The 23,993-nt window shown below is 72.3% G+C and carries 20 protein-coding genes, 1 rRNA gene and 1 pseudogene; 15 read left to right on the forward strand and 7 right to left on the reverse strand.

The genetic code is table 11. The features are described from left to right. The first annotated feature begins 91 nt into the window (after positions 1 to 91). The 3 genes from rrf to IQ210_RS37045 all read left to right on the forward strand — a co-directional run bounded on the left by rrf (position 92) and on the right by IQ210_RS37045 (position 2,380). Positions 92 to 208: ribosomal RNA gene (gene rrf, locus IQ210_RS37035) — 5S ribosomal RNA — on the forward strand. A 157-nt stretch (positions 209 to 365) separates the two neighbouring features. Continuing rightward, a complete protein-coding gene (locus IQ210_RS37040) occupies positions 366 to 1,628 on the forward strand; it encodes a hypothetical protein (protein WP_322657675.1) in 1,263 nt (420 codons plus the stop codon). Continuing rightward, positions 1,565 to 2,380, forward strand: coding sequence for a tetratricopeptide repeat protein (locus IQ210_RS37045; protein ID WP_228049198.1), 816 nt, complete (start codon positions 1,565 to 1,567; stop codon positions 2,378 to 2,380). The genes IQ210_RS37040 and IQ210_RS37045 overlap by 64 nt, the downstream gene beginning before the upstream one ends. A gap of 55 nt (positions 2,381 to 2,435) precedes the next feature. Here the strand turns inward: IQ210_RS37045 and IQ210_RS37050 are convergent, their stop codons facing one another. After that, positions 2,436 to 3,728: a DUF1015 domain-containing protein gene (locus IQ210_RS37050; protein ID WP_194083626.1), complete on the reverse strand. Its 1,293-nt coding sequence runs from the start codon at positions 3,726 to 3,728 to the stop codon at positions 2,436 to 2,438. Positions 3,729 to 3,800: 72 nt separating this feature from the next. On the opposite strand from IQ210_RS37050, the gene IQ210_RS37055 reads away from it, so the two are divergent. From IQ210_RS37055 to IQ210_RS37070, 4 genes are all read left to right on the forward strand, one after another. After that, positions 3,801 to 4,829 carry an HAD hydrolase-like protein gene (locus IQ210_RS37055; protein WP_194083627.1) on the forward strand — a complete coding sequence of 343 codons (1,029 nt, stop codon included), beginning with the start codon at positions 3,801 to 3,803 and terminating at the stop codon, positions 4,827 to 4,829. A 68-nt stretch (positions 4,830 to 4,897) separates the two neighbouring features. After that, positions 4,898 to 5,941, forward strand: coding sequence for a FecCD family ABC transporter permease (locus IQ210_RS37060; RefSeq protein WP_194083628.1), 1,044 nt, complete (start codon positions 4,898 to 4,900; stop codon positions 5,939 to 5,941). Next, positions 5,938 to 7,002, forward strand: a complete 1,065-nt coding sequence (locus IQ210_RS37065; protein ID WP_194083629.1) for a FecCD family ABC transporter permease — start codon at positions 5,938 to 5,940, stop codon at positions 7,000 to 7,002. Before IQ210_RS37060 ends, IQ210_RS37065 begins: the two co-directional genes overlap by 4 nt. Continuing rightward, complete coding sequence (locus IQ210_RS37070; protein WP_194083630.1) at positions 6,999 to 7,865, forward strand: ABC transporter ATP-binding protein; 867 nt, start codon at positions 6,999 to 7,001, stop codon at positions 7,863 to 7,865. Before IQ210_RS37065 ends, IQ210_RS37070 begins: the two co-directional genes overlap by 4 nt. On the opposite strand, the gene IQ210_RS37075 is transcribed toward IQ210_RS37070, so the two are convergent. After that, positions 7,849 to 8,196, reverse strand: coding sequence for an SCP2 sterol-binding domain-containing protein (locus IQ210_RS37075; RefSeq protein ID WP_097262188.1), 348 nt, complete (start codon positions 8,194 to 8,196; stop codon positions 7,849 to 7,851). The two genes, IQ210_RS37070 and IQ210_RS37075, sit on opposite strands and share 17 nt — an antisense overlap. 42 nt (positions 8,197 to 8,238) lie before the next feature. On the opposite strand from IQ210_RS37075, the gene IQ210_RS37080 reads away from it, so the two are divergent. The 5 genes from IQ210_RS37080 to IQ210_RS37100 all read left to right on the forward strand — a co-directional run bounded on the left by IQ210_RS37080 (position 8,239) and on the right by IQ210_RS37100 (position 13,499). Continuing rightward, positions 8,239 to 8,538, forward strand: coding sequence for a hypothetical protein (locus IQ210_RS37080; RefSeq protein ID WP_194083631.1), 300 nt, complete (start codon positions 8,239 to 8,241; stop codon positions 8,536 to 8,538). Positions 8,539 to 8,545: 7 nt separating this feature from the next. Next, positions 8,546 to 9,361, forward strand: a complete 816-nt coding sequence (locus IQ210_RS37085; protein ID WP_194083632.1) for a TlyA family RNA methyltransferase — start codon at positions 8,546 to 8,548, stop codon at positions 9,359 to 9,361. Then, positions 9,358 to 10,263: an NAD kinase gene (locus IQ210_RS37090; protein ID WP_079312609.1), complete on the forward strand. Its 906-nt coding sequence runs from the start codon at positions 9,358 to 9,360 to the stop codon at positions 10,261 to 10,263. Before IQ210_RS37085 ends, IQ210_RS37090 begins: the two co-directional genes overlap by 4 nt. Before the next feature lie 159 nt (positions 10,264 to 10,422). After that, positions 10,423 to 12,141: a DNA repair protein RecN gene (recN, locus tag IQ210_RS37095; RefSeq protein ID WP_194083807.1), complete on the forward strand. Its 1,719-nt coding sequence runs from the start codon at positions 10,423 to 10,425 to the stop codon at positions 12,139 to 12,141. Between the two features lie 221 nt (positions 12,142 to 12,362). Further along, positions 12,363 to 13,499 (forward strand): glycosyltransferase family 4 protein, encoded by a 1,137-nt coding sequence (locus IQ210_RS37100; RefSeq protein WP_194083633.1) that lies wholly within the window; start codon positions 12,363 to 12,365, stop codon positions 13,497 to 13,499. On the opposite strand, the gene IQ210_RS37105 is transcribed toward IQ210_RS37100, so the two are convergent. Continuing rightward, positions 13,496 to 15,124 carry a PucR family transcriptional regulator gene (locus IQ210_RS37105; protein ID WP_194083634.1) on the reverse strand — a complete coding sequence of 543 codons (1,629 nt, stop codon included), beginning with the start codon at positions 15,122 to 15,124 and terminating at the stop codon, positions 13,496 to 13,498. The genes IQ210_RS37100 and IQ210_RS37105 overlap by 4 nt on opposite strands. 223 nt (positions 15,125 to 15,347) lie before the next feature. Between IQ210_RS37105 and IQ210_RS37110 the strand changes: the two genes are divergently transcribed. From IQ210_RS37110 to IQ210_RS37120, 3 genes are read left to right on the forward strand one after another with little or no spacing between them, the layout of a single operon-like run. After that, complete coding sequence (locus IQ210_RS37110; RefSeq protein ID WP_194083635.1) at positions 15,348 to 16,865, forward strand: APC family permease; 1,518 nt, start codon at positions 15,348 to 15,350, stop codon at positions 16,863 to 16,865. Positions 16,866 to 16,879: 14 nt separating this feature from the next. Beyond that, the gene (locus IQ210_RS37115; protein ID WP_322657599.1) at positions 16,880 to 18,472 is read left to right on the forward strand and encodes a flavin monoamine oxidase family protein; all 1,593 of its coding nucleotides are present in this window, start codon (positions 16,880 to 16,882) and stop codon (positions 18,470 to 18,472) included. Between the two features lie 25 nt (positions 18,473 to 18,497). Continuing rightward, positions 18,498 to 19,604 carry an LLM class flavin-dependent oxidoreductase gene (locus IQ210_RS37120; RefSeq protein ID WP_194083636.1) on the forward strand — a complete coding sequence of 369 codons (1,107 nt, stop codon included), beginning with the start codon at positions 18,498 to 18,500 and terminating at the stop codon, positions 19,602 to 19,604. On the opposite strand, the gene IQ210_RS37125 is transcribed toward IQ210_RS37120, so the two are convergent. The 4 genes and pseudogenes from IQ210_RS37125 to IQ210_RS37140 all read right to left on the reverse strand — a co-directional run bounded on the left by IQ210_RS37125 (position 19,591) and on the right by IQ210_RS37140 (position 23,949). After that, the gene (locus tag IQ210_RS37125) at positions 19,591 to 20,985 is read right to left on the reverse strand and encodes an FAD-binding oxidoreductase (RefSeq protein ID WP_194083637.1); all 1,395 of its coding nucleotides are present in this window, start codon (positions 20,983 to 20,985) and stop codon (positions 19,591 to 19,593) included. The two genes, IQ210_RS37120 and IQ210_RS37125, sit on opposite strands and share 14 nt — an antisense overlap. 101 nt (positions 20,986 to 21,086) lie before the next feature. Next, complete coding sequence (locus IQ210_RS37130) at positions 21,087 to 22,232, reverse strand: ArgE/DapE family deacylase (RefSeq protein ID WP_194083638.1); 1,146 nt, start codon at positions 22,230 to 22,232, stop codon at positions 21,087 to 21,089. Positions 22,233 to 22,308: 76 nt separating this feature from the next. Next, complete coding sequence (locus IQ210_RS37135) at positions 22,309 to 22,923, reverse strand: LysE family translocator (protein ID WP_194083639.1); 615 nt, start codon at positions 22,921 to 22,923, stop codon at positions 22,309 to 22,311. Further along, positions 22,917 to 23,949, reverse strand: a pseudogene (locus IQ210_RS37140) (pyridoxal-phosphate dependent enzyme). The gene IQ210_RS37135 and the pseudogene IQ210_RS37140 overlap by 7 nt, the downstream one beginning before the upstream one ends. Positions 23,950 to 23,993 lie beyond the last annotated feature (44 nt).

Here is a 23,993-nt window from a genome sequence, read left to right on the forward strand (position 1 = left end):
AGTTCTGAGGCAACGACCGTTGCCGGTTTTTTGAGCAGAACGCATCACTAATAACTACAGAGTGTGCTTGTTCGCTCGAAACCATTAGGGTTTCGGTGGTCATAGCGTGAGGGAAACGCCCGGTTACATTCCGAACCCGGAAGCTAAGCCTTACAGCGCCGATGGTACTGCAGGGGGGACCCTGTGGGAGAGTAGGACGCCGCCGAACAATCTTTGGAAGGACCCCTGGTCCCAGCGTTCAGCTGGGACCAGGGGTCCTTTTGTTTTTACAATGCTTGCAGTACCGAGACAGGAGTCACCAATGTCCACCAACTCTCCCGACGACCGACCGGAGCGCGACCAGCGGCGACGGGACAGTGGTGACCGTGGCGATCGCGGGGACCGGGGCGGATACCGCGGCGGCGACCGCGGTGACCGAGGCGACCGCGGTGGCTTCCGGCGCGACAACGACCGAGGCAATGACCGCAGTGGCGACCGTGGCGGCTATGGCCGGCGCGATGACAACCGGGGCGGTGGCTACGGTCGGCGCGACGACCGACGTGACGACCGTCGAGGCGATGACCGCGGTGACCGCGGAGGCTTCCGGCGTGACGACAGCCGTGGCGACAACCGCGGTGGCTTCCGACGCGACGACAACCGTGGCGACAACCGGGGCGGCGGCTACGGCCGGCGTGACGACCGTCGCGATGACCGGCGTGGCGACGACCGCGGGCCTCGCCCTGCGTTCCGGCGCGACGACCGTCCCAGTGGCCCGCGTCGGGACGACCGGGACCGCGGCTTCCGCCGTGACGGCGACCGTGACCGGCCCGCCTTCCGCCGTGACGACCGGGACCGGGGAGAGCGCCGCGACGAAGACCGCGGCCCCCGCCCGGCGTACCGGCGTGACGACAGCCGCGGCGACAACCGCGGCGGCGGTTACGGCCGACGCGATGACCGTGGTGACCGCGGGGACCGCGGTGGGTTCCGGCGTGACGACAGCCGCGGTGACAACCGGGGCGGCGGCTCCTACGAGCGTCGCGACGACCGGGGTGGCTTCCGTGGGCGGGACGACCGGGACCGTGACCGCGGGTTCCGTGGAGACGACCGAGGCGACCGCGGTGGCTTCCGGCGCGATGACCGGGGCGACCGCGGGGACCGTGGTGGCTTCCGACGCGACGACAACCGTGGCGACAACCGCGGCGGCGGTTCGTACGAGCGGCGCGACGACCGTCGCGATGACCGGCGTGGCGACGACCGCGGTCCCCGTCCGGCGTACCGGCGTGACGACAGCCGCGGTGACAACCGCGGTGGCGGCTCCTACGAGCGTCGCGACGACCGGGGTGGCTTCCGCGGCCGGGACGACCGGGACCGTGACCGCGGGTTCCGTGGAGACGACCGAGGCGACCGTGGCGGCTTCCGTGGCGGGCCCCGTCGTGACGACCGCGGTGGGCGGCCCGGCGGGTTCCGTGGGCGGGACGACCGGCGTGACGACAGCCGTGGCGGCTACGGCCGTGACGACCGGCGCGGCGGCTTCCGTGGGCGCGACGACCGGGACCGGGACAGGGACCGTGAGCCGATCAAGCGGCTGCCGATCCCCGAGGACGTCACGGGCGACGAGATCGACGGCGACGTACGCCAGGAGCTGCTGAGCCTGCCGAAGACGCTGGCGGAGGACGTGGCCAGGAACCTGGTGATGGTCGCCCGGCTCATCGACGAGGACCCTGAGCGCGCCTACGCCTACTCCAAGATCGCGCTGCGGCTCGCGTCGCGTGTCGCCGCCGTACGGGAGGCGGCCGGCTTCGCGGCGTACGCGAACCAGAAGTACTCCGAGGCGCTCGCCGAGTTCCGGGCCGCGCGGCGGATGACCGGCAGCGCGGAGCTGTGGCCTGTCATGGCCGACTGCGAGCGTGGGCTCGGGCGGCCGGAGAAGGCGCTGGACATGGCCGGGGCCCCCGAGGTGAACAAGCTGGACAAGGCCGGTCAGGTCGAGATGCGGCTTGTCGCGGCCGGTGCCCGGCGTGACATGGGGCAGTTGGACGCGGCCATCGTGACGCTGCAGAGCCCCGAGCTGGCCTCCAACTCGGTGCAGCCGTGGACCGCGCGTCTGCGGTACGCCTACGCCGACGCGCTGCTCGCCGCCAAGCGTGAGGGCGAGGCGCGGGAGTGGTTCGCCAAGGCCGTCGAGGCTGACCGGGACGGCAGCACGGACGCCTCTGACCGGCTTGCCGAGCTGGACGGTGTCGAGTTCGTCGACGCCTTCGACGAGAACGAGGCCGAGGCGGAGGCCGAGGGCGACAGCGAGGTCGAGAGCGGCGGTGACGTCGAGGTCGTCGAGGTCGTAGACGTGGAGGACGACGCGGACGACGCGGACGTTTCCTCGACGGACGACGACAAGGACTGACGTACAGACACGAAAGGGCGGGACCCCGGCGCCGGGGTCCCGCCCTTTCGTGTGTTCAGAGTTCCAGCGCGCGTAGGACCAGGCCGGAGGCCGGCTTCGGGCCGAAGGACGTCGACTTTCGGGGCATCGTCACGCCTTGGCGGGCCAGGTCGCGGACGACCTCCTCGCGGACCGGGTGCATGAGGACGGCCGTACCGCCGTCGCGTTCGGCCTTGCGGACGGTGGCCGCGGTGTCGTGGATGTAGGCGATGCGGGTGGGGTCGTCCTCGGGGATGTGCCAGACGTGGGCGAGGAGCGTGGCGTGCAGGACGGTCGCGTCCAGGGTGCGCCAGGCCGCTGGGCGGTCGGCCCGGATCGTGCGGGCGAGGAGGTCCGGGTCCGGGCGGTCGACGAGGTGGAAGGCGCCGTCGCCGGCGAGGAGGAAGGCGTTGCCCGCGCAGGCGGCGTCGGCCAGCACCTCCAGGGCCTCGGAGAGAGGGATGTCGAGGCGTCGTACGTGGAACAGGCCGTCGAGTGAGGCCAGGGCGTCCGCCACCGGCAGGCCGTGCAGGAGGCGGTGGATGGCGCGGACGCGGAGGGGGTAGCGGGCCGTGTCGACCAGGAGGACCAGGCCGTAGTCCCAGGGGCTGGGGGACGGGTTCTCCGCGCGGAGGCGGCGGTAGGTCGCCCAGCGGTGGTGGCCGTCGGCGATGAGGGCCTGGTGCCGGGCCAGGTCGGACTGGATGCGGGCCAGGTCCGCCGGGTCGGTGATGGACCACAGACGGTGGCTGTAGCCGTCCTCGGTGGTGGTGGAGAGCAACGGCTCCTGCTCGGCCGTACGTTCGACCACGGCCGTGGTGTCGGCGGCGGTGCCGTTGCCTCGGTACGTCAGGAGCAGGGGCTCCAGGTTCGCCGAGGTGGCGCGCATGAGGGCCGCGCGGTCGGCGACGACGTGCGGCATGACGTCCTCGTGGGGCAGGACCACCTGGTCCGCGGGGTCCGAGACGCGCAGGGCGCCGATGATGCCGCGTTGCAGCATGCCGGCGCCGTCGCGCTGCTCGTACACGTACAGGCCCGGCTCCGGGTCGGCGGCGAGGACGCCTTCGGCGAGCCAGCGGCGCAGGGTCGTGGCGGCCTGTTCGTTGCGGGCGGCGGGGGTGGTGGCCTGCGGGAGGATCAGCCGGACGATGTTGTGCGGGTCGTTGGACTGCAGGTGGTGGAGGCCGTCGGGGCGTACGACGACGTCGTACGGCGGTGACGTCACGGCGGCCAGGCTGCCGACCCGGTCGGGGTCGTAGCGGAGGCCTCGGAACGGGGTGAGTTCCAGGCCCCGGCGCGCCGTTGCTTCCGAGTGACCTGCGGTGTTCATCCCGGCATCGTACGTGTGTCAGTGGCGTGCGAGATGATCGGGGGAAAGCCGTCGAGCGAGGAGCGATGTGGAATGAGCCAGAGCGTCAGGACGAGGCCCGCGGGCAGTGGCCAGGCCCTGAGCGAGGCGTACGACACCGCGCTGCTCGACCTCGACGGGGTGGTGTATGCGGGTGGGAACGCGATCGTGCACGCGGTCGAGTCGCTGGCCACGGCTCGGGCCGGTGGGATGCACCTCGCCTACGTCACCAACAACGCGCTGCGGACGCCCGACACCGTGGCGGAGCATCTGACCGAGCTGGGGATACCGACCGGGGCCGATGACGTCATCACGTCCGCTCAGGCGGTGGCGCGGCTGATCAGTGAGCAGGTGCCGGCCGGTTCGCGGGTCCTCGTGATCGGTGGTGAGGGGCTGCGGGTCGCGTTGCGGGAGCGCGGGCTTGTGCCGGTGGAGTCGGCGGACGACGATCCGGCGGCCGTGGTGCAGGGGTTCGGTGGGCCCGACCTGCCGTGGGGGCGGTTCGCGGAGGCTTCGTACGCCGTCGCGCGCGGGGTGCCGTGGTTCGCGTCCAACACCGACCTGACGATCCCGAGCGGGCGGGGCATCGCGCCGGGCAACGGGGCCGCGGTGGAGGTCGTGCGGATCGCGACCGGGGCCGAGCCGCAGGTCGCGGGGAAGCCGCTGCCTCCGATGCACCGGGAGACGATTCTGCGGACCGGTGCCATGCGGCCGCTGGTGGTGGGGGACCGGCTGGACACGGACATCGAGGGGGCGTTCAACGGGGAGGTCGACTCGCTGCTCGTGCTGACCGGCGTGACGGACGGGGCGCAGCTGCTGGCCGCGCCGCCGCAGCACCGGCCGACGTATGTCGACGCCGATCTGCGGGGGTTGCTGACCGGGCAGCCCGAGGTCGTCGAGGCGGAGGGTGGTTTCCGGTGCGGGGGCTGGACGGCCACGGCCGGTAGCGAGCGGCTGGAACTGGACGGTGACGGGGAGGCGTTGGACGGGCTGCGGGCGCTGTGTGCGGCGGCCTGGACGGCGGCCGGAGACGGGGCATGCGAGCTGGACGGGGGGAAGGCGCTGGCGCGGCTTGGGTTGTAGCCGGGGTCTCCCTGTGAACCCGGGCAGCGGGATCGTGGCCGGATCGGAGGGTAGGCTAACCTAACTGCGTGTTGGTCGACAGTCCTCCCGAACAGCGCGCGGAAACCGCCCCCGCGCCCCCAACCCGCCGGGCGATACGTGTCCTTGGGTTGCTCGTGTCCGTCGTGATCCTGGTGCTCGTCGCGCTGGCGAGCATCGCGATCGGGGCGAAAGAGCTGTCGCTGGGGCAGGTGTGGCACGGCCTGTTCGAGGACTCCGGGACGTATGGCGACGTCGTCGTGACCGAGCGGCTGTGGCGGACCCTGCTCGGGTTGCTGGCCGGGGCCGCGCTCGGGCTCGCCGGGGCCGTCCTCCAGGCGCTCACCCGGAACCCGCTGGCCGACCCGGGGCTGCTCGGGATCAACGCGGGCGCGTCCGCGGCGGTCGTCACCGCCATGACGTACTTCGGGGTGACGAGCCTGAGGGGGTACGTGTGGTTCGCGTTCTTCGGGGCGGCGGCGGTCGGCGCGCTCGTGTGGTTCCTGGGCGGCAGCCGGGGAGCGACGCCGGTGCGGCTGGCGCTCGCCGGTACGGCGATCAGCGCCGCGCTCTACGGCTATCTCCAGGCCGTGATGATCACGGACGAGGCGGCGCTGGGCAAGATGCGCTTCTGGACGGTGGGTTCGCTGACCTCGGCGAGCGAGTCGACGATCCTCCAGGTCCTGCCGTTCCTCGCGGGCGGCACGCTCCTCGCCCTGGCCCTCGCCCGGCCGCTGAACGCCATGGAGATGGGCGACGACACCGCGCGGGCCCTCGGTGCCAACCTCAACCGGACGCGGGCCCTGTCGATGCTCGCGGCCGTCGTGCTGTGCGGGGCGGCGACCGCGGCCTGCGGGCCGATCGTGTTCGTCGGGCTGATGGTGCCGCACGTCGTGCGCTCCTTCACCGGGCCCGACCTGCGCTGGATCCTGCCGTACGCGGCCATCCTGTCGCCGGTGCTGCTGCTCGGCGCCGATGTCATCGGCCGGGTCGTCGCCCGGCCCTCGGAGCTTCAGGTCGGCATCGTGACCGCGATCATCGGTGGCCCGGTCTTCATCTTTCTCGTACGACGGCGGAGGACGGCACAGCTGTGAAGACCAACCGTGCCGAGCGCTCCCCGCGCGCCAACCGTGCCGTCAGGACGCCCGGCGGGCTGTCGGTCCGGCTCGACGTCCGGGCCTTCGTCGTCGTCCTCCTCCTGCTGGCCGCCGCGCTCGCCGCGAGCGTCGTGCTGATCGGCACAGGAGACTTCCCGATCCCGGCCGGGGACGTGCTCAAGACGCTGATGGGCGACGGGAACGCGGGCCAGGAGTTCATCGTCAACGAGCTGCGGCTGCCGCGTGTCCTCGTCGGGCTGCTGGTCGGGGCCTCGCTCGGGCTCGGCGGGGCGCTGTTCCAGGCCGTGTCGCGCAATCCGCTGGGCAGTCCGGACATCCTCGGGCTCGGGCAGGGGGCGACCGCCGGGGCGCTCACCGTGATCGTGCTGTTCTCCGGGAGCGCGGGCGAGGTCACCGTCGGAGCGCTGGTGGGCGGCCTCGGTGCCGGACTCGCCATCTATCTGCTCGCCTGGAAACAGGGGGTGCACGGATACCGGCTCGTCCTGGTCGGCATCGGGGTGTCCGCGATCCTCACGGCCGTCAACGGCTATCTGCTGACCAAGTCCACCATCACCGAGGCCGCCCAAGCCGTCGTCTGGATGACCGGCTCGCTCAGCGGGCGGGACTGGGAGCAGGTGTGGCCGCTGCTGTGGCTGTGCGCCGTGCTGGTTCCGCTGGTCCTCGGCAACGCGCGGGCGCTCAGGATGATGGAGATGGGCGACGACGTGTCCAACGCCCTCGGTGTGCGCGTCGAGCGCACCAGGGCGCTGCTGATGGTGGCCGCCGTGCTGCTCACCGCCACCGCCACCGCCGCCGCGGGGCCCGTCAGCTTCGTGGCGCTCACCGCGCCGCAGCTCGCCCGGCGGCTGACCCGCTCGCCCGGCCCGAACCTGCTGCCGTCGCTGTGCATGGGCGCGGCCCTGCTGGTCGCGGCCGACTTGCTGTCGCAGAAGGTCTTCGGCGCCGACCAGATGCCGGTGGGCGTGGTCACCGGTGTGCTCGGCGGCGTCTATCTGCTGTGGCTGCTGGTCACCGAGCGGAAGGCGGGCCGGATATGAGCGCCGCAGCCGCAGGCCGCACCGACCGCACCCTGAACAACCCAAGGAGCACCGTGAACCGCCTCTCCGCCGAGGACGTCACCCTCGCCTACGACCAGCGCGTCATCGCCGAGCAGCTGTCGGTGGAGATCCCCGACAACTCCTTCACGGTGATCGTCGGCCCGAACGCGTGCGGCAAGTCCACGCTGCTGCGGGCGCTGTCACGGATGCTGAAGCCGAGTCAGGGACGGGTGCTGCTCGACGGGCAGGTCATCCAGTCGATGCCCGCGAAGAAGGTCGCGCGGACCCTGGGGCTGCTGCCGCAGTCGTCGATCGCGCCGGACGGGATCACCGTCGGCGACCTGGTGGGCCGCGGCCGGTACCCGCACCAGGGGCTGCTGCGCCAGTGGTCGACCGAGGACGAGCGGGTCGTCCAGGAGTCGATGGCGCAGACCGGCGTCGCCGAGCTCGCCGACCGGTACGTGGACGAACTGTCCGGCGGTCAGCGGCAGCGCGTGTGGATCGCGATGGCGCTCGCCCAGCAGACGCCGCTGCTGCTCCTTGACGAGCCGACGACCTACCTGGACATCCAGCACCAGATCGACGTCCTCGACCTCTGTGCCGAGCTGCACGAGGAGCAGGGGCGCACGCTGGTGGCCGTCCTGCACGACCTCAACCACGCCGCGCGCTACGCCACCCACCTGATCGCCCTCAAGGGCGGCAGCGTCATCGCCGAGGGCGCGCCGAACGACATCGTCACGGCCGAGCTGGTCGAGGAGGTCTTCGGGCTGCACTGCCAGGTGATCGACGACCCGGAGACGGGGACGCCGCTGGTGGTGCCGGCGGCGCGGAAGGCACGCGCGGTGGTCAGAGAAGCTTCCTGAGCTGGAAGAGGTCCTTGAGGCCTGCCTCCAGTTTCACCCGGCCCGAGCCCCAGGCCTTGGCGAAGTTCAGCTCGCCGTTGACCAGCGCGACCAGGTCGTCGCCCTTCATGGTCAGTCTGATCTGGGCCTTCTCCTCGGGCGCGCCCTGGATCGTGTCCTGGACGACGATCCGGCCGCCCGTCATACGGCCCACGAAGGTGATGTCGAGGTCGGTGATCCGGCAGCTGACCGAGCGGTCCAGGGCGGTCGCGGCGGCGACGTCCCCTTCGGCGTGCTGCATGTTGTCCGAGAGCTTTTCGAGTGCGGCACGGCACTCCTCGATCGTGGCCATCGCGATCGACGGTACCCCAGGGCTTCGGGGTAGCGTCTGGGCATGAGCGACGCAGTACCGGAGACGGAGATCCCGGCGGCTTCCCAGGAGGCGGTGGAGCCGGCGTACGACCCCGCCGCACCCGCCCCGCTGGACGTCCCCCGCACCCCCACCGGCAACGCCGAGGTCGACGCCCAGCTGGAGCGGCTGGCCGACGCCGACCACCTCGCCACGGACGGACACGTCGAGGTGTACGAGGATGTACACCGGGGGCTGCGTGACACGCTGACCGCGCTCGACGCCCGCCCGGGACCACCGGCGCCCTCACCGTCGTACCAACAGCCGTACCGAAACAGGAGCTGAACCGAACGTGGCAGGAGTCGCACGTCGCCGTCTGGACGCGGAGCTGGTCCGCCGGAAGCTCGCGCGGTCGCGTGAACATGCCAGCCAGCTGATCGCGGCCGGGCGGGTCACCGTCGGCAAGACCGTGGCGACCAAGCCCGCGACGCAGGTGGAGACCGCGGCGGCGATCGTGGTGCAGAGCGACGACAACGACCCCGAGTACGTGTCCCGGGGCGGGCACAAGCTCGCGGGCGCGCTGGAGGCGTTCGTGCCGCAGGGGCTCGTCGTCGAGGGCCGGCGGGCGCTGGACGCGGGCGCGTCCACGGGCGGGTTCACCGATGTGCTGCTGCGGTCGGGGGCCGCGCACGTCGTCGCCGTGGACGTCGGTTACGGACAACTCGCGTGGACTCTGCAGAGCGATGAACGCGTCACCGTCAAGGACCGTACGAACGTACGCGAGTTGACGCTTGAAGCGATCGATGGGGAACCTGTGGATCTTGTCGTGGGGGATCTGTCCTTCATCCCTCTCGGGCTGGTGCTGCCCGCCCTGGCGCGGTGCGTGAAGCCGGACGCCGACCTGGTGATGATGGTCAAGCCGCAGTTCGAGGTGGGGAAGGAACGGCTGGGCAGTGGGGGAGTCGTACGGAGTCCGCAGCTGCGGGCGGAGGCCGTGCGCGGAGTTGCCGAGAAGGCGTGGGAACTCGGGCTCGGGGTGAAGGGTGTCACGGCCAGTCCGCTGCCCGGGCCCTCGGGCAATGTCGAATACTTTCTGTGGCTGCGTGCCGGGGCGCCCGCCCTGGAACCGGCCGACGTTGACCGTGCAGTGGCGGAGGGGCCTCGTTGACACAGAACCGAGCTCGTACTGTTTTCCTGCTCGCCCACACCGGTCGGCCTGCGGCGATCCGCAGCGCCGAGCTGGTGGTGAAGGGGCTGCTGCGCGAGGGCATCGGCGTGCGGGTGTTGGAGTACGAGGCCGCGGACCTGCCGCTTCCTGAGGAGGTGGAGCTCGTCAAGGAGGCGACTCCGCAGTGCCTCGACGGGTGCGAGCTGCTGATCGTGCTGGGCGGGGACGGGACGCTGCTGCGCGGCGCCGAGTTCGCCCGGGCGTCCGGGGTGCCGATGCTGGGCGTCAATCTCGGGCGGGTGGGGTTCCTCGCCGAGGCCGAGCGGGACGATCTCGACAAGGTCGTCGACCGGGTGGTGACCAAGTCGTACGAGGTCGAGGAGCGGATGACCGTTGATGTGGTGGTCCACAGCAACGGGGACATCGTGCACACCGACTGGGCGCTGAACGAGGCGGCGGTGCAGAAGGCGGGCGCCGAGAAGCTGCTGGAAGTGGTGCTGGAGATCGACGGGCGGCCGGTCACCGGGTTCGGGTGCGACGGGATCGTGCTGTCGACGCCGACCGGGTCCACCGCGTACGCGTTCTCCGCGGGTGGGCCGGTGGTGTGGCCCGAGGTCGAGGCGTTGCTGATGGTGCCGATCAGTGCGCATGCGCTGTTCGCGAAGCCGCTCGTGACATCGCCGGATTCTGTGTTGGCTGTGGAGGTTCTGCCGCACATTCCGCCGGGGGTGCTGTGGTGCGACGGGCGGCGGACGGTCGAGTTGCCGCCGGGGGCGCGGGTCGAGGTGCGGCGGGGGGCTGTGCCGGTGCGGCTCGCTCGGCTGCACCATGCGTCCTTCACCGACCGGCTTGTGGCGAAGTTCGCGTTGCCTGTTTCCGGGTGGCGGGGGGCGCCTCACTAGCCAGCTGTGGGGGCTGGTTGCGGAGCGTGCGCGGGTGCGGGTGGGTTGTGGTTGCTCGCGCAGTTCCCCGCGCCCCTGGGTATCTCCACTCCCCTGGGTGACAGGGTGCCTCGCACTCTCGCGCCCTTACCTCGTAAGGTCTTCACCGTGCTGGAAGAGATGCGGATACGGTCGCTCGGAGTCATCGACGATGCCGTCGTCGAGCTGTCGCCCGGGTTCACCGCTGTCACCGGTGAGACGGGTGCGGGCAAGACCATGGTGGTCACCAGCCTGGGGCTGCTGCTCGGTGGGCGGGCGGACCCGGCGCTCGTGCGGATCGGGGCCGACAAGGCGGTCGTGGAGGGGCGGATCACCGTCCCCGCGGGCGCCACGGCCGTCGTACGCGCCGAAGAGGCCGGGGCCGAGCTCGACGACGGGGCGCTGCTGATCAGCCGTACCGTTTCCGCCGAAGGGCGGTCGCGGGCGCACCTGGGCGGGCGGAGCGTGCCCGTGGGTGTGCTCGCCGAGCTCGCCGACGAGCTGGTCGCCGTGCACGGGCAGACCGATCAGCAGGGGCTGCTGAAGCTGTCGCGGCAGCGGCAGGCGCTGGACCGGTACGCCGGGGACGCCGTCGCCGTGCCGCTCGCCAAGTACGGCGAGGCCTACCGGCGGCTGCGGGCGGTCTCCGCCGAGCTCGACGAGATCACCACACGCGCGCGTGAGCGGGCCCAGGAGGCCGACATGCTGCGCTACGGCCTCGACGAGATCGCCGGGGTCGAACCGCGCGCGGGTGAGGACGCCGAGCTGGCCGAGGAGGCGGAGCGGCTCGGGCACGCCGAGGCCCTGTCGTCCGCCGCCACGGCCGCGCATGCGGCCCTCGCCGGGAACCCCGAGGACCCCGAGGGCATCGATGCCACGACGCTGGTGGCGGGCGCTCAGCGGGCTCTGGACGCCGTACGGTCCTACGACCCCGCCCTGGCCGCGCTCGCCGACCGGATCGGCGAGGTCGGGATCCTGCTGGGGGACGTCGCCGGGGAGCTGGCGGGGTACGCCGACGATCTCGACGCCGATCCGCTGCGGCTGGCGGCGGTCGAGGAGCGCAGGGCCGCTCTCACGGCGCTGACGCGGAAGTACGGCGAGAATGTCGCCGCGGTTCTGTCCTGGGCCGAGCAGGGGGCCGCGCGCCTCACCGAGCTGGACGGGGACGACGAGCGGATCGGGGAGCTCACCGACGAGCGGGACGCGCTGCGGGCCGAACTGGGTGGGCTGGCGCAGGCGTTGAGCGACGCGCGGGCGGAGGCGGCCTCGCGGTTCGCGGCCGCCGTGACCGCCGAGCTGGCCTCGCTGGCCATGCCGCACGCGCGCGTGTCCTTCGACATCCGGCAGACCGAGGACCCGGACGGTGTCGAGGTCGGCGGGCGGACCGTCGCGTACGGGCCGTCGGGTGTGGACGAGGTCGAGCTGCTGCTCGCGCCGCACCCCGGTGCTCCGCCGCGGCCCATCGCCAAGGGCGCCTCCGGCGGTGAGCTCTCGCGCGTGATGCTGGCCGTCGAGGTCGTGTTCGCGGGGACCGATCCGGTGCCGACGTATCTCTTCGACGAGGTCGACGCCGGTGTCGGCGGCAAGGCGGCGGTCGAGATCGGGCGGCGGCTCGCGAAGCTCGCCAAGTCCGCGCAGGTCGTGGTCGTCACGCATCTGCCGCAGGTCGCGGCCTTCGCCGACCGGCAGTTGCTCGTCGAGAAGACCAACGACGGGTCGGTCACGCGGTCCGGTGTGAAGGTGCTTGAAGGGGAGGATCGGGTACGGGAGTTGTCCCGGATGCTGGCGGGACAGGAGGACTCGGAGACGGCTCGGGCCCATGCGGAGGAGCTGTTGGCGGCGGCGAGGGCGGACGCGTAGCGCCGTGTGGCGGGTGGGGTGGTTGATTCACCCGTGTGAGTGACCCGCCCCACCTCCACCCCGAACCCGCACACCCCCGGCGTTCCCGGAACACCCGTACGTGCTGGCATCCTTGGGGCAGCACGTAGTACGCGTAGGAAGCGCGCGGTACACCCCTCCGCTCGATACCTTCTGTACGTTTCCTCGTGACCGCCCGACGCCGAACCAGGAGCCCCGGCCACGTGAGCCCCGTGAGCAGCCACTCACCGCACGGTCAGTCACCGCTGCGCACCGTGCAGGTGCTCGGCGGCGGCAACGCCGGTAGCAGTGCGCATGTGCGGTCCCTGGCCTCCGGGCTCGTCGCGAGGGGCGTGAAGGTCACCGTGTGCGCCCCCGTCGAGGCGGATCGCATCTACGACTTCACGGGGGCCGGTGCCGAGCATGTGCATGTGCCCAGGAGCAGCGATCCGGGGTCCGTGGCCGCGCTGCGGGCCGCCTGCGCCGACGCCGATCTCGTGCACGCGCACGGGCTGCACGCCTCCTTCCGTGCCGTCCTCGCGCTCAGCGGGCGGCGTACTCCGCTCGTCGTGACCTGGCACGACCGGGCGCACGCCGAGGGCGCGCGGGCCCATCTCGTGCGGCTGTTGGAGCGGCGGGTCGTGAAGGCCGCCTCCGTGGTGCTGGGGGCCACCTCCGCCCTCGTCGACCGGGCGCGCACCACCGGCGCCCGGGACGCGCGGCTCGCCGCCGTCGCCCTGCCCGGCGCCCGCAAGGCCGTGCGGCTGGAGGACCCCGACCGGCTGCGGCCCAAGGTGCGGGCCGAACTCGGCGCCACCGGGCGGCCGTTGCTGATGGCCGTCGGCTCGCTGGACCGGCATCGCGGGTACGACACGCTGCTGGACGCCTCACGCGCGTGGCGGGCGCTCGATCCCGTGCCGCTCGTCGTGATCGCCGGGGAGGGGCCGCTGCGGGCCGAGTTGCAGAGCAGGATCGAGGAGGAGGGGCTGCCGGTCCGGCTGATCGGACGGCGTGACGACGTCACCGAGCTGCTCGCCGCCGCCGACCTCGCGCTGCTGTCAAGCAGTTGGGAGTCGCGTTCCCTGCTGGCCCAGGAGGCCCTGCACGCGCGCGTGCCGCTCGTCGCGACCGACGTCGGCAGCATGCCCGAACTCGTCGGCGACGCCGCCGAACTCGTGTCGTACGGGGACGTCGAGGCGCTCGCGGACGTCGTCGTACGGCTGCTCGGCGATCCCGCGCGCTGCGAGGAGCTGCGCGAGAAGGGCGTACGGCAGGCGGCGACCTGGCCGACCGAGGACGAGACCGTCGCACAAGTCCTCAGTGTCTACGACGAGTTGACCCAGCCGCGCCCGCTGATCTAGGGGACGTGCCTGCGCGCCCGCAGCGCCAGGCTCAACGCCAGTACCGTCTGCGGGTCGTCGAGGTCCGTGCCCAGCAACTCGCCGATCCGGGCGAGGCGGTTGTAGAGGGTCTGGCGGTTGAGGTGGAGCTCGCGGGCCGTCTCCGCCTTGCGGCCGGCGTGGGCGAGGTAGGTCTCCAGGGTCGGCAGCAGCGGTGGCTTGGAGCGGGCGTCGTGGTCCCGTACCGGGCCGATCGCCCGGTCGACGAAGGCCGCCAGGTCGGGATGGTCGCGCAGGCGCCACAGCAGCAGGTCGATGTCGAGGCGGCGGGCGTCGTACCAGGGGCGGTCCGACAGGCCCTGGGCCGCCGTCGCCGTCTCGGCCGCGTGCCGCAGCCCCGCCGAGGCCGCCGCCCATCCGCCCGCGACACCGACCACCACGACCGGCGGCTGGGCTCCGGGCCGCTGCATCCCGGCACGTTCCACCCCGGCCCGCAGCGCCGCCGCGACCCGGTCCGCGACCGCCGACCGCTCCGACTCCGAACGCAGGCCCAGCAGCACCAGCACGCGGCCTTCGAGGGGTCGTACGCCCAGGAGGACCGGGACCCCCACCGAGGCCAGTTCCTCCGAGACCGCCCGCGCCAGGACCGCCCAGCCGCCGCCCGGGGACAGCGTGTCGCCGAGGCGCATGACCACCGGCAGCAGCGGGCTGCTCCCCGGCTTGAAGCCCAGCACGCGTGCCTGCGCGGGCGCGTCCTCCGCGGTGATCCGGCCCTCCGCGAGGTCGGTCAGGAAGTCGCCGCGGCCCCGCGCGGCCAGCTCCTCCTCCTGGCGGGCCTGCATGAGGACGACGGCGAGGATGCCCGCCGCCCGCTCGGCCGCCATCCGGTGCACGGGGACGAGAGGAGCGCGGACCGGGAGCAGGACCAGGCGGGCCCGTACCGACCCGGTGCCGGGCCCGCCGCCGGGGACGTCGACCAGCACGGACCCGGCCGGCGGGGCGTCCTTGTGCTGGCCGCGCAGCCCCTCCCACACCTGGAGCGGGTCCGCGCCCTCGGGCCCGGCACCGGCCGCGTAGAGGAGCTGGCCGTCCGTCGTCTCCAGGAAGACCGGGTTGTCGCTGAAGTCCGCCAGGATGCCCAGCACCTGGGGCACCCCGCCGCCGCCCAGCAGGGCCTCCGTACATCGGCGGTGGACCTCCTCGGCCCGCTGGAGCAGCGCGTAGTGGCCGTTGACGATCTCGGTGTGGATCTCCTCCGTGACCGTCACGAACGGCACCTCACGGTGGAGTTGGACCAGGGGGAGGCCGGTCGCGCGGGCCGTGTCGACCAGGGCCGCGGGGAGGCGGGCGAAGCGGGGGCCGAGTTCGATGACGAGGGCCGCGATGCCGCGCTCGGCGAGCGTGCGGACGAACGCCCGCTGTTCGGCCGGGCGGGTGCCGAGGCCGTAACCCGTGGTCAGCAGCAGTTCGCCGCCCTTCAGGAGGGAGGCGATGTTGGGGACCTCGCCCGCGTGCACCCAGCGCACGGACCGCCCGAGCCGGTCGGCGCCCGCGAGGATCTCGGGCAGGCCGCTGCGCAGGCCGGGCAGCTCCAGCGCCCGTTGAACGGTGATGCCGGCGCCCTGGCTGTCGAATCTGCTGTCCATGAGCCGGACGCTACCCGCGCGCATGCTTCGACGACATCTCCGGACGGTTACGGCGACGATCACCGCGGCCCTGTACACGACAATGCGTCGCGCCCCGGGCCCGATTGCACGACCGCGTGTCGCTTGTGGCATGCGTCACTCCGCCGCCACACTGACGCATCCGAAAGGCAAGGCGTATTTCGGCTTCGGATTTCGTTGCGCAAGCACGTTGAGAGGGGCGGGAATGGCAGAAAAACCCACGCGAGAGCCAGTGACACCCACGCGAGAGGTCCATCGGCTGAAGGCGAATTCCGTCGGTCTGGTGGGCGTCGTCTTCATGGCGGTGGCGACCGCCGCGCCGATCACCGCGATGACCGGCAACCTGCCGATCGCGGTCGGCTTCGGCAACGGCACGGGCGCACCGGCGGGCTATCTCTTCGCGACCTTGGTCCTGACCGTCTTCTCGGTCGGATACGTCGCCATGGCCCGGCGGATCACCGCGGCCGGGGCCTTCTACGGGTACATCTCGCACGGCCTGGGCCGGATCGCCGGCATGGCCTCGGGGATGCTGGCCGTGCTGGCGTACGTCGTCTTCGAGGCGTCGATCGTCGGCGTCTTCTCCTACTTCGCGAAGACCACGGTCGACGACCAACTGGGCGTCGACCTGCCCTGGATCGTGTACGCGGCGGCGATGCTGCTGGTCACCGCCGCGCTGGCGTACTTCGACATCAACCTGACCGCGAAGGCCCTCGGCGTGATGCTCATCGCCGAGATCGCCGTCCTCTTCGCGGTCGCCACCGCCGTACTCCTGCACGGCGGCGGCCCCGACGGCATCCCCATGGAGCCCATCAACCCGAAGAACGCCTTCACCGGCACCTCCGCCGGGCTCGGACTGTTCTTCGCGTTCTGGTCGTGGGTCGGCTTCGAGTCGACCGCGATGTACGGCGAGGAGAGCAAGGACCCCAAGCGCGTCATCCCGCGCGCGACCCTCATCTCGGTCGTCGGCGTCGGCCTCTTCTACATCTACGTGTCCTGGATGACCATCGCGGGCAACGGACTTGCGGGCTCGGTGAAGATCTCCTCCGGGACCAGCCCGCTCGACCTGTTCTTCGACCCGGCGCACTCGTTCATCGGCGCCTGGGCCGTCGACGCCTTCCAATGGCTGCTGATCACCGGGTCGTTCGCCTGCGGGATGGCCTTCCACCAGTGCGCCGCCCGCTACTTGTACGCCATCGGCCGCGAGGGCTTCCTGCACCCGGCCCTCGGCCACACCCACGCCAAGCACGGCTCGCCGTACATCGCGTCGTTCGTGCAGTCGGTCATCGCGGTCGCGCTCGTGGCCGCCTTCTGGCTGACCGGCCAGGACCCCTACATCCACCTCTACACGCTGCTCGCGATCCTCGGCACGATGGCCATCCTCATCGTGCAGACCCTGTGCTCCTTCGCGGTCATCGGCTACTTCCGCAAGCACCACCCCGAGGACCGCCACTGGTTCCGCACCTTCACCGCCCCGCTCCTCGGCGGCATCGGCATGATCGCGGTCGTCGGGCTGCTGGTGACGAACCTCGACACGGCGGCCGGCACGGCGGCCGACTCGCTGTTCTTCAAGGCCATCCCGTGGATCGTGGGCCTGGTCTTCTTCGGCGGCCTCGGTCTGGGCTTCTACCTGAGGGCCAGGCAGCCGGAGCGCTACGAGATCATCGGCCGGATCGTCCTGGAGGACGCGGCCGAGCGCACCGAGGAAACCCCCGTCAACGTCTGAGGAGCGTGTACGTCGTGTCCCGAACCCATGCGATGCACGTCCTGCGTTCCCTGTTCGCCGACCACGCCGCCGCGGAGCGGCTCGGGGTGCCCGTGGCGGAGGCGCGGGTGCGCCGCCGTACGGTCCTGAAGGGGGCCGCGCTGGGCGCCACGGCGCTGACGGCCGTCCCGACTCCCGCTGCCGCCTCCTCCGCACCCCGGATCGCCGTCGTCGGCGCGGGGATCGCCGGGCTGACCGCCGCGCTCACGCTCGCCGACGCGGGCTACGGCTGCACGGTCTACGAGGCCAACCCGAGCCGTGTCGGCGGCCGGATGTACACCCAGCGGGACCACTGGTCCTGGGGCCAGACCTCGGAGATCGGCGGCGAGCTGATCGACACCAGCCACAAGAAGATGCTGGAGCTGTGCCGCCGATTCGCCCTGCCCGTCGAGGACTTCCTCGGCGGCGGGCCCAACGGGGCCGAGGAAATACTGTGGTTCAACGGGGAGTACTACCCGCGCGCCCAGGCCGACGAGGACTTCAAGGACGTCTACCAGGCCCTCCACAAGGACCTCCAGGCGTCCGGCGAGGTGTTCTGGAACCAGACCACCGAGGCCGGCACCGCCCTCGACAACCTGTCCCTGTACGACTGGATCGAGTCCCGCGTCCCCGGCGGCCACGACTCGCCGCTCGGCCGGTTCTTCGACGTCGCCTACAACGTCGAGTACGGCGCCGACACCACCGACCAGTCCTCACTCGCCCTCGTCCTGCTCATGGGCTACCAGACCAACCCCGGCAACTTCAACGTCTGGGGTCTATCCAACGAGCGCTACCACATCGTCGGCGGCAACGACCAACTCCCGCACGCCATCGCAGACTTCCTGCCCGACGGCACGATCAGGCAGGGCTGGTCGCTCACCGCCGTCAAGGCCAACGCGGACGGCACACAGACCCTCACCTTCGCGGAGTCGGGAGCCGTCCGCACGGTCACGGCCGACCACACGATCCTGTGCGTGCCGCTCCCCGTCCTCCAGCAACTCGACCTCACCAAGGCCGGGTTCGACCCCCGGATGACCAACCTGCTGCGGGACGCCCGGATGGGGTACTGCACCAAGCTCAACATGCAGTTCTCCAGCCGCCCTTGGCGCGGCGCCGGCCCGTGGCCCGGGGTCTCCGCGGGCGACTGCTTCACCGACGGCCGGGTCCAGCAGACCTGGGACACCACCAAGGTCCAGTCCGGCACGGGCGGCATCCTCCTCCAGTACGGCGGCGGCAGCCTCGCCAAGTCGCTGACTCCCGCGGGGCCGTTCTCGTACGAGAGCGACCCGTACGTCAGCCGGCTCGCGACGAAGTACCTCGCGGACATCGACGCGTTCTTCCCGGGCACGTCGGCGGCCTGGACGGGGCGGGCCCAGTTGTCGGCGTGGCATCTCAACCCGTATGCGCTGGGCGCCTATTCGTACTGGCCGGTGGGCTATCTGCACCGGTACGCGGGGTACGAGGGGGTGGCGCAGGGCAACATCCACATCGGCGGTGAGCACTGCTCCTACGACTTCCAGGGGTTCATGGAGGGCGGGGCGACCGAGGGCGAGCGGGCGGCCAAGGAGGTGCTGGCAGCCGTGAGTTAGGGCCACCGGGCCTACGGTGGAGGGCATGGACTTCAGCGTGGTCGCCGTGGCACGGGAGGACGACAGCCCGGTCGACGAACCGTTGCGCATCGCGGCGGTCGCCGACCGGCTGGGGTACCGCGAGGTGTGGGCGGGGGAGGGGCCGACCTGGGACTCCTTCGCCCTCGCGGTGGCGATCGGACGGGCCACCGAGCGGGTCGCCCTGACCGCGGGGCCTGTTCCGGTGTCCGTGCGCGACCCGTACACCATCGCCCGCGGCGCCGCCTCGGTCGCGGCCCTCACCGGCCGCCGGGTCGGGGTGGCACTCGGCACGTCCAGCGCGCGGGTGGTGGAGGGCGTGCACGGGCGGGTACGCGAACGACCGGCGGCGGTGCTCGCGGAAACGGCGGAGGCGGTACGGGACCACCTGCGCGCCGCACTGGGGGAGCCGATCGGAGCCTCCCCCCGACACCTCCCGCCACCCAGCCAAGCGGCTGACCCATTCCGGCACCGGCTGCCTCCGCCCGGCGAAGCGGCCGGCCCCTTCCGGCGCAGGCTCCCGCCGCCCGGCGACGCCACCCGCCCCGGCGAAGCGGTCGCCCCCTTCCGGCGTCGGCTCCCGCCTCCCGGTGGGCCGCTCACCGTGGCCGCGTTCGGGGAGCGGGCGGTCGGGGTGGCCGCCGCGTACGCCGATCGGATGCTGCTCGACGTCGTCTCCCCGGAACAGGTCCGCGTCCTGCGCGCCAAGCTGGACGCGGCCGCCGACAAGGCGGGCCGTACGCCGCCTCCGCTGGCCGCGTGGCTGCCGGCGGCCGTCGATCCCGTGCCGGAATCGCTGGCCCAGGTGCTGGGGAGCATCGCGGGATATCTGACCGTGCCGGGCTACCGCGAGGTCTTCGCGGAGGCGGGCTTCGGAGAGGCGGTGACGCTCGCCGCGTCCGGCGCCGACCGGGAGACGCTGCTGCGGGCACTGCCTCCGGAAGCCGCCGGCACGGTGGGTCTCGTCGGTGACCTGGACGCCGTACGGGCGCGGATCGACGCCTACGCGGAGGCGGGGCTGGACGAGATCGCCCTCGTACCGGCGACCGCGGGGGACCCGGCGGGGGAGCGGACGTTGACGGCGCTGGTACCGCCGCCGGTCACGCCGGTCTGATGTTGTGGTTGAAGCGGAAGACGTTGTCCGGGTCGTACCGCCGTTTCAGGGCCGCCAGCCGGTCGGTGTTCTCGGCGCCGACCCCGGCCACCACCCGTTCGGCACCCTCGTCGCCGATGAAGTTGAGATAGACCGCGCCGGTGCTCCACGGCCGGGTGTCCGCGCGGACGTCCCTGACCCACTGGATCACCCGCTCGTCGTCCGCCGGGTCCTCCCACATCGCGAAGGGATGCACGGCCCACGGCGCGTCCCGGTACGGCACCGGGTACTCGCGCGGCCCGTCCGCGATCGCCCCGCCCTGCGGGAACAGGACATGGATCGTGCCGGTGGGCACCGGCATGGACGCCGCCCGCGCGCAGAAGGCGTCCAGGAACGCGTCCGGCGCCTCCCGCAGATACTCCGCCGACCAGTAGTTCCGCATCCCCGGCGGATCGTCGAGCATGCACTGGACATCCGCGTACGGCATCGCCCCGACGATCTCCGTCTCGTGCGGCAGCGCCAGCAGCGGCTCGGCGACCTTGCGCATGTCCGCCTCGGACCCGGCGTACGTCAGCAGCGCACCGCACAGCAGCGTGCCGACCAGGTGCGGCGGCACGAACTCCTCGGGCGGGCCGGTGAGATAGATGACGCCACCGCCCGCCTCGTTCGGCGCCGCGGCCATGATGTCGCGGTAGGTGCGGACGACCTCGGGGCCGAACTCCGGGAGGAACAGCAGGAACGCCATGGCGAACTCGGGCAGCTCGTGCAGCTTCAGGGTGAGCGCGGTCGCGATGCCGAAGTTGCCGCCGCCTCCGTGCAGCCCCCAGAACAGCTCCGGGTTGTCGTCGGCGCTCGCGTGCACGCGACGGCCGTCGGCGGTGACCAGGTCGACGCCGAGGAGGTTGTCGACGGCGAGCCCGCACCAGCGGTCCAGCCAGCCGGTGCCGCCCCCGAGGACGAACCCGCCGACGCCGGTGGTCGAGGCCCGGCCGCCGGTCGTGGCGAGACCGTACGGCTGGCACGCGCGGTCGAGGTCGCTCATCGTGGCGCCGCCCGCGATCCGTACCGCCTGTGCCGTGGGATCGACGGTGACCGCCCGCATGTGGCGCAGGTCGACCACCAGACCGCCGTCGTTCAGCGCCATCCCCGCCACACTGTGCCCGCCGCCGCGCACCGCGATCGACAGGTCCAGGTCCCGGCCGAACCGCACCGCCCGTACGACGTCGGCCTCGTCGACGCACTGGGCGATCACCGCCGGACGCCGGTCGATCATCGCGTTGAAGACGGTACGGGCCTCGTCGTAGCCCGTGTCCCCCGGGGCGAACACGTCGCCGACCAGTTCCTCGCGCAGCGCGGCGAGAGCCGTGCCGGCCTTCGAGGGAGAAGCAGATGGGGAGGCCATGGGGCGCCCCCTTTCGTGCAGGGGCAGATGGTTACAGCGTAGGCGGGGCGGGGGCGTCGGTCCTGTCAGGCCGGGGGACGTTCCCGAATGGTCAGAAACGTTCAGGCACAGAAATCGGCGATGGTGTCGGTGAGGATCTCGGTCAGGCGGTCCAGCGAGGCGAGTTCGACGTACTCGGTGGCCGCGTGGGCCCCCTCGCCGTCCACGCCGAAGAGCAGGCAGGGGATGCCGGCCCGGTCCAGCAGCGCGCAGTCGGTCCAGAAGGGCTCGGCGCGGATCACGGGAGGCCGGCCGAGGGCCTGCTCGGCATGGTGGGTGAGCGTGCGCACGATCGCGGCTTCGGGGTCGGCCTCGAAGGGCTCGCGGTGCAGGCCACGGGTGAGTCGGTGGCGGAAGTCGGGGACGGTGGTGGCGAGTTGGTCGAGTACGGCGGTCAGCTCGCGTTCTACGCTGTCGGCGCTCTCGCCGGGGACCGTGCGCCGCTCCAGCGTGATCCGGCAGCGCGCCGGGTAGGTCGACGGCTCCTCGCCGCCGTGGACGACGGAGGCGTGGACGGTGCCGGTGCCCAGCAGGGGATGCGCCGGACCGTCCGCCAGGCGCCGGCCCCACTCCTCCAGGGCGACCAGGAAATGCCCGGCCTTGGCGATGGCGTCGATGCCGAGATCGGGTCGCGAACCGTGGGCGGCCCGTCCCTCGACCTCCACGTCGAACCAGACGAACCCCTTGTGGGCGAGGGTGACTTCGAGATGGCTCGGCTCGGTGACGATCGCCGCGTCGGCGGTGAAGGACTCCAGCACCTCCGCCGTGCCCAGGCTGCCGTGCTCCTCGTCGGCGACGCAGGCGACGATCACGTCCCCGCGCAGCGGACCTCGGCTGACGGCGCGGGCGGCGGCAGTCATCATGGCCGCGATGCCGCCCTTCATGTCGAAGGTGCCGCGCCCGTACATCCGGCCCCCGTCGATCCGCGGCTCGAGCGGATCACCGTCGTAGCCGGAGAGGCCGACGGTGTCGAGATGACCGTTGAGCATGAGCGACCGCCCGCCACCGGTACCGCGCGCGACGGCGACGAGCGAGGGCCGGCCCGGACGCTTCTCCAGCCGGTGCACCTCGAAGCCTCGCGCGGCCAGCCACTCGCCGCAGAAGTCGGCGACGCCGGACTCACCCGCGCCACCGGGCACCAGGTCCGGGTTGACGGAGTCGACGGCGACCAGCCGGGCGAGCAGACGAGTGGGGTCCGAGGACGTCATGAGGATTCCTTCCGAAGGGGTTGTGCCGGTACGGCGCTCAGCCCGCCGAGTCGAAGGGGTTCTGCCGGTACGACGCTCAGCCCGCCGACGTCGCCACCACGACCCCGAAGCCGATGAGCACGACGCCCGTGGCCCAGGTGAGCGCACCGCGCACGCGCGGCCGCTGGAGTATCGGCCCGGCCTTGGCCAGTAGGAGGACGTAACCGCCGAGCCAGGCCAGGGTGAGCGCGGTGTGCAGCAGGACGAGGAGTGCCATGCCCCAGGCGGCGGGCAGTTGGGGCGGGGCCAGCGTGGGCAGCAGGCCGGTGTAGAAGACGGCGATCTTCGGGTTGAGGAGGTTGGCGACCAGACCGGTCCGCCAGGGGCTGCCCGAACCGGTACCGGCACCCATCGGGACGGCGACGGTCCGCCGGTGCCGCCACAGCGTCTGTGCCCCCAAGAACACCAGGTAGCCGGCGCCCAGGAGCCGGAGGCCCAGATACGCCCCCGGCGAGGCGGCCAGCACCGCCGCGAGCCCGGCCGCCGTCAGCGCGCCCCACACCAGCAGCCCGGACGCGATGCCGCCCGCCGTCCGCAGCGCGTCCCCCGGCCCGGCCGCGAGGGCCCGCCGCGTCACCACCGCCATGTCGGGCCCCGGTACGACGGTCAGCAGCCCGAGGACACCGACCGCGGCCGCCCAGTGCGTCAGCACGCGGGAGAGCCCTCGGTGCTCAGCAGCACGACCACGGAGGCCGCGTCCAGCCCCAGCGCCCTACGGCGTTCCTCCGCACCCGCACCGGTGAGCACCGCCCGTAGTCCGGCGAGCGAGGCCGCCCCGCAGGGCCCCGAGGAGACACCGAGGGCGGCGAGGTCAGCGGCCGCGCGGACACTCGCCGCGTCCGGTACGGCGACGGCGGCGTCGAGTCCGCCGTACAGGCAGGGCCAGGCGAGGCTGGACGGCGTACCGCAGTTCAGGCCCGCCATGACGGTGTCGCCGGTCGTGACGCTGACGGGCGCGCCCGCGTCGAGGCTCGCCAGGACGCAGGCCGCGGCCTCCGGCTCCACCGAGAGCAGCGCCGGTGGCTGCCCGGCGGGGCGGCTGCGGTAGTGAGTGACGACGGCCTGGGCCAGCGAGCCCACCCCCACCGGGACACAGACGAGGTCGGGTCCGGTCTCTCCCAACTGCTCGTCGATCTCGGCGCAGAGCGTGGCGTATCCCTCGACGATCCAGCCGGGGATCTCCTCGTAGCCGGGCCAGGCGGTGTCCTGGACCAGGATCGAGTCGGGCCCGTCGGCCGCCTCGGCCGCGAGCCGTACGGCCTCGTCGTACGGGCCCGACACCTCGGTGACCTTCGCGCCCTCGGCGGCGATGGCCGCCACCGCCTGCGCGGACACACCCCGCGGAACGAAGACGTGCGCACCCTGACCGGCAACACGGGCCGCCCGCGCCACCGCACGGCCGTGGTTGCCGTCCGTGGCCGTCACCAGGGTCACGGGACCCGGCTCCCGCTCGGCGAGGACGCGGTGGACGGCCCAGAACGCCCCCAGCGCCTTGAACGCGGGCAGCCCGAGACGGCTCGACTCGTCCTTGACGAAGACCCGGCCGACCGCCAACTCGGCGGCCAGGGACGGGAGTTCGGTCAGGGGTGTGGGTGCGTACCCCGGCGGGCGCGGGCGCACAGCGCCAGCTACGAGCGCCGGAGCGTACGCGCCAGAGCGGAGAAGGGTTCGTGGACACCCGCTCATGGTGTGCGGCGGCTCTATGGTCGGTCTAGCGGACCT

Origin of the sequence: Streptomyces justiciae, assembly GCF_015163075.1 — a bacterium.
In the GTDB taxonomy this organism is placed as follows: domain Bacteria; phylum Actinomycetota; class Actinomycetes; order Streptomycetales; family Streptomycetaceae; genus Streptomyces; species Streptomyces justiciae.

Coding starts and splice junctions, on each gene's coding strand:
- IQ210_RS37050 (WP_194083626.1), bottom strand. CDS start 3,728: ATGAACACCGCAGGTCACTCGGAAGCAACGGCGCGCCGGGGCCTGGAA.
- IQ210_RS37055 (WP_194083627.1), top strand. CDS start 3,801: ATGAGCCAGAGCGTCAGGACGAGGCCCGCGGGCAGTGGCCAGGCCCTG.
- IQ210_RS37070 (WP_194083630.1), top strand. CDS start 6,999: ATGAGCGCCGCAGCCGCAGGCCGCACCGACCGCACCCTGAACAACCCA.
- IQ210_RS37075 (WP_097262188.1), bottom strand. CDS start 8,196: ATGGCCACGATCGAGGAGTGCCGTGCCGCACTCGAAAAGCTCTCGGAC.
- IQ210_RS37080 (WP_194083631.1), top strand. CDS start 8,239: ATGAGCGACGCAGTACCGGAGACGGAGATCCCGGCGGCTTCCCAGGAG.
- recN (WP_194083807.1), top strand. CDS start 10,423: ATGCGGATACGGTCGCTCGGAGTCATCGACGATGCCGTCGTCGAGCTG.
- IQ210_RS37105 (WP_194083634.1), bottom strand. CDS start 15,124: ATGGACAGCAGATTCGACAGCCAGGGCGCCGGCATCACCGTTCAACGG.
- IQ210_RS37110 (WP_194083635.1), top strand. CDS start 15,348: ATGGCAGAAAAACCCACGCGAGAGCCAGTGACACCCACGCGAGAGGTC.
- IQ210_RS37120 (WP_194083636.1), top strand. CDS start 18,498: ATGGACTTCAGCGTGGTCGCCGTGGCACGGGAGGACGACAGCCCGGTC.
- IQ210_RS37125 (WP_194083637.1), bottom strand. CDS start 20,985: ATGGCCTCCCCATCTGCTTCTCCCTCGAAGGCCGGCACGGCTCTCGCC.
- IQ210_RS37130 (WP_194083638.1), bottom strand. CDS start 22,232: ATGACGTCCTCGGACCCCACTCGTCTGCTCGCCCGGCTGGTCGCCGTC.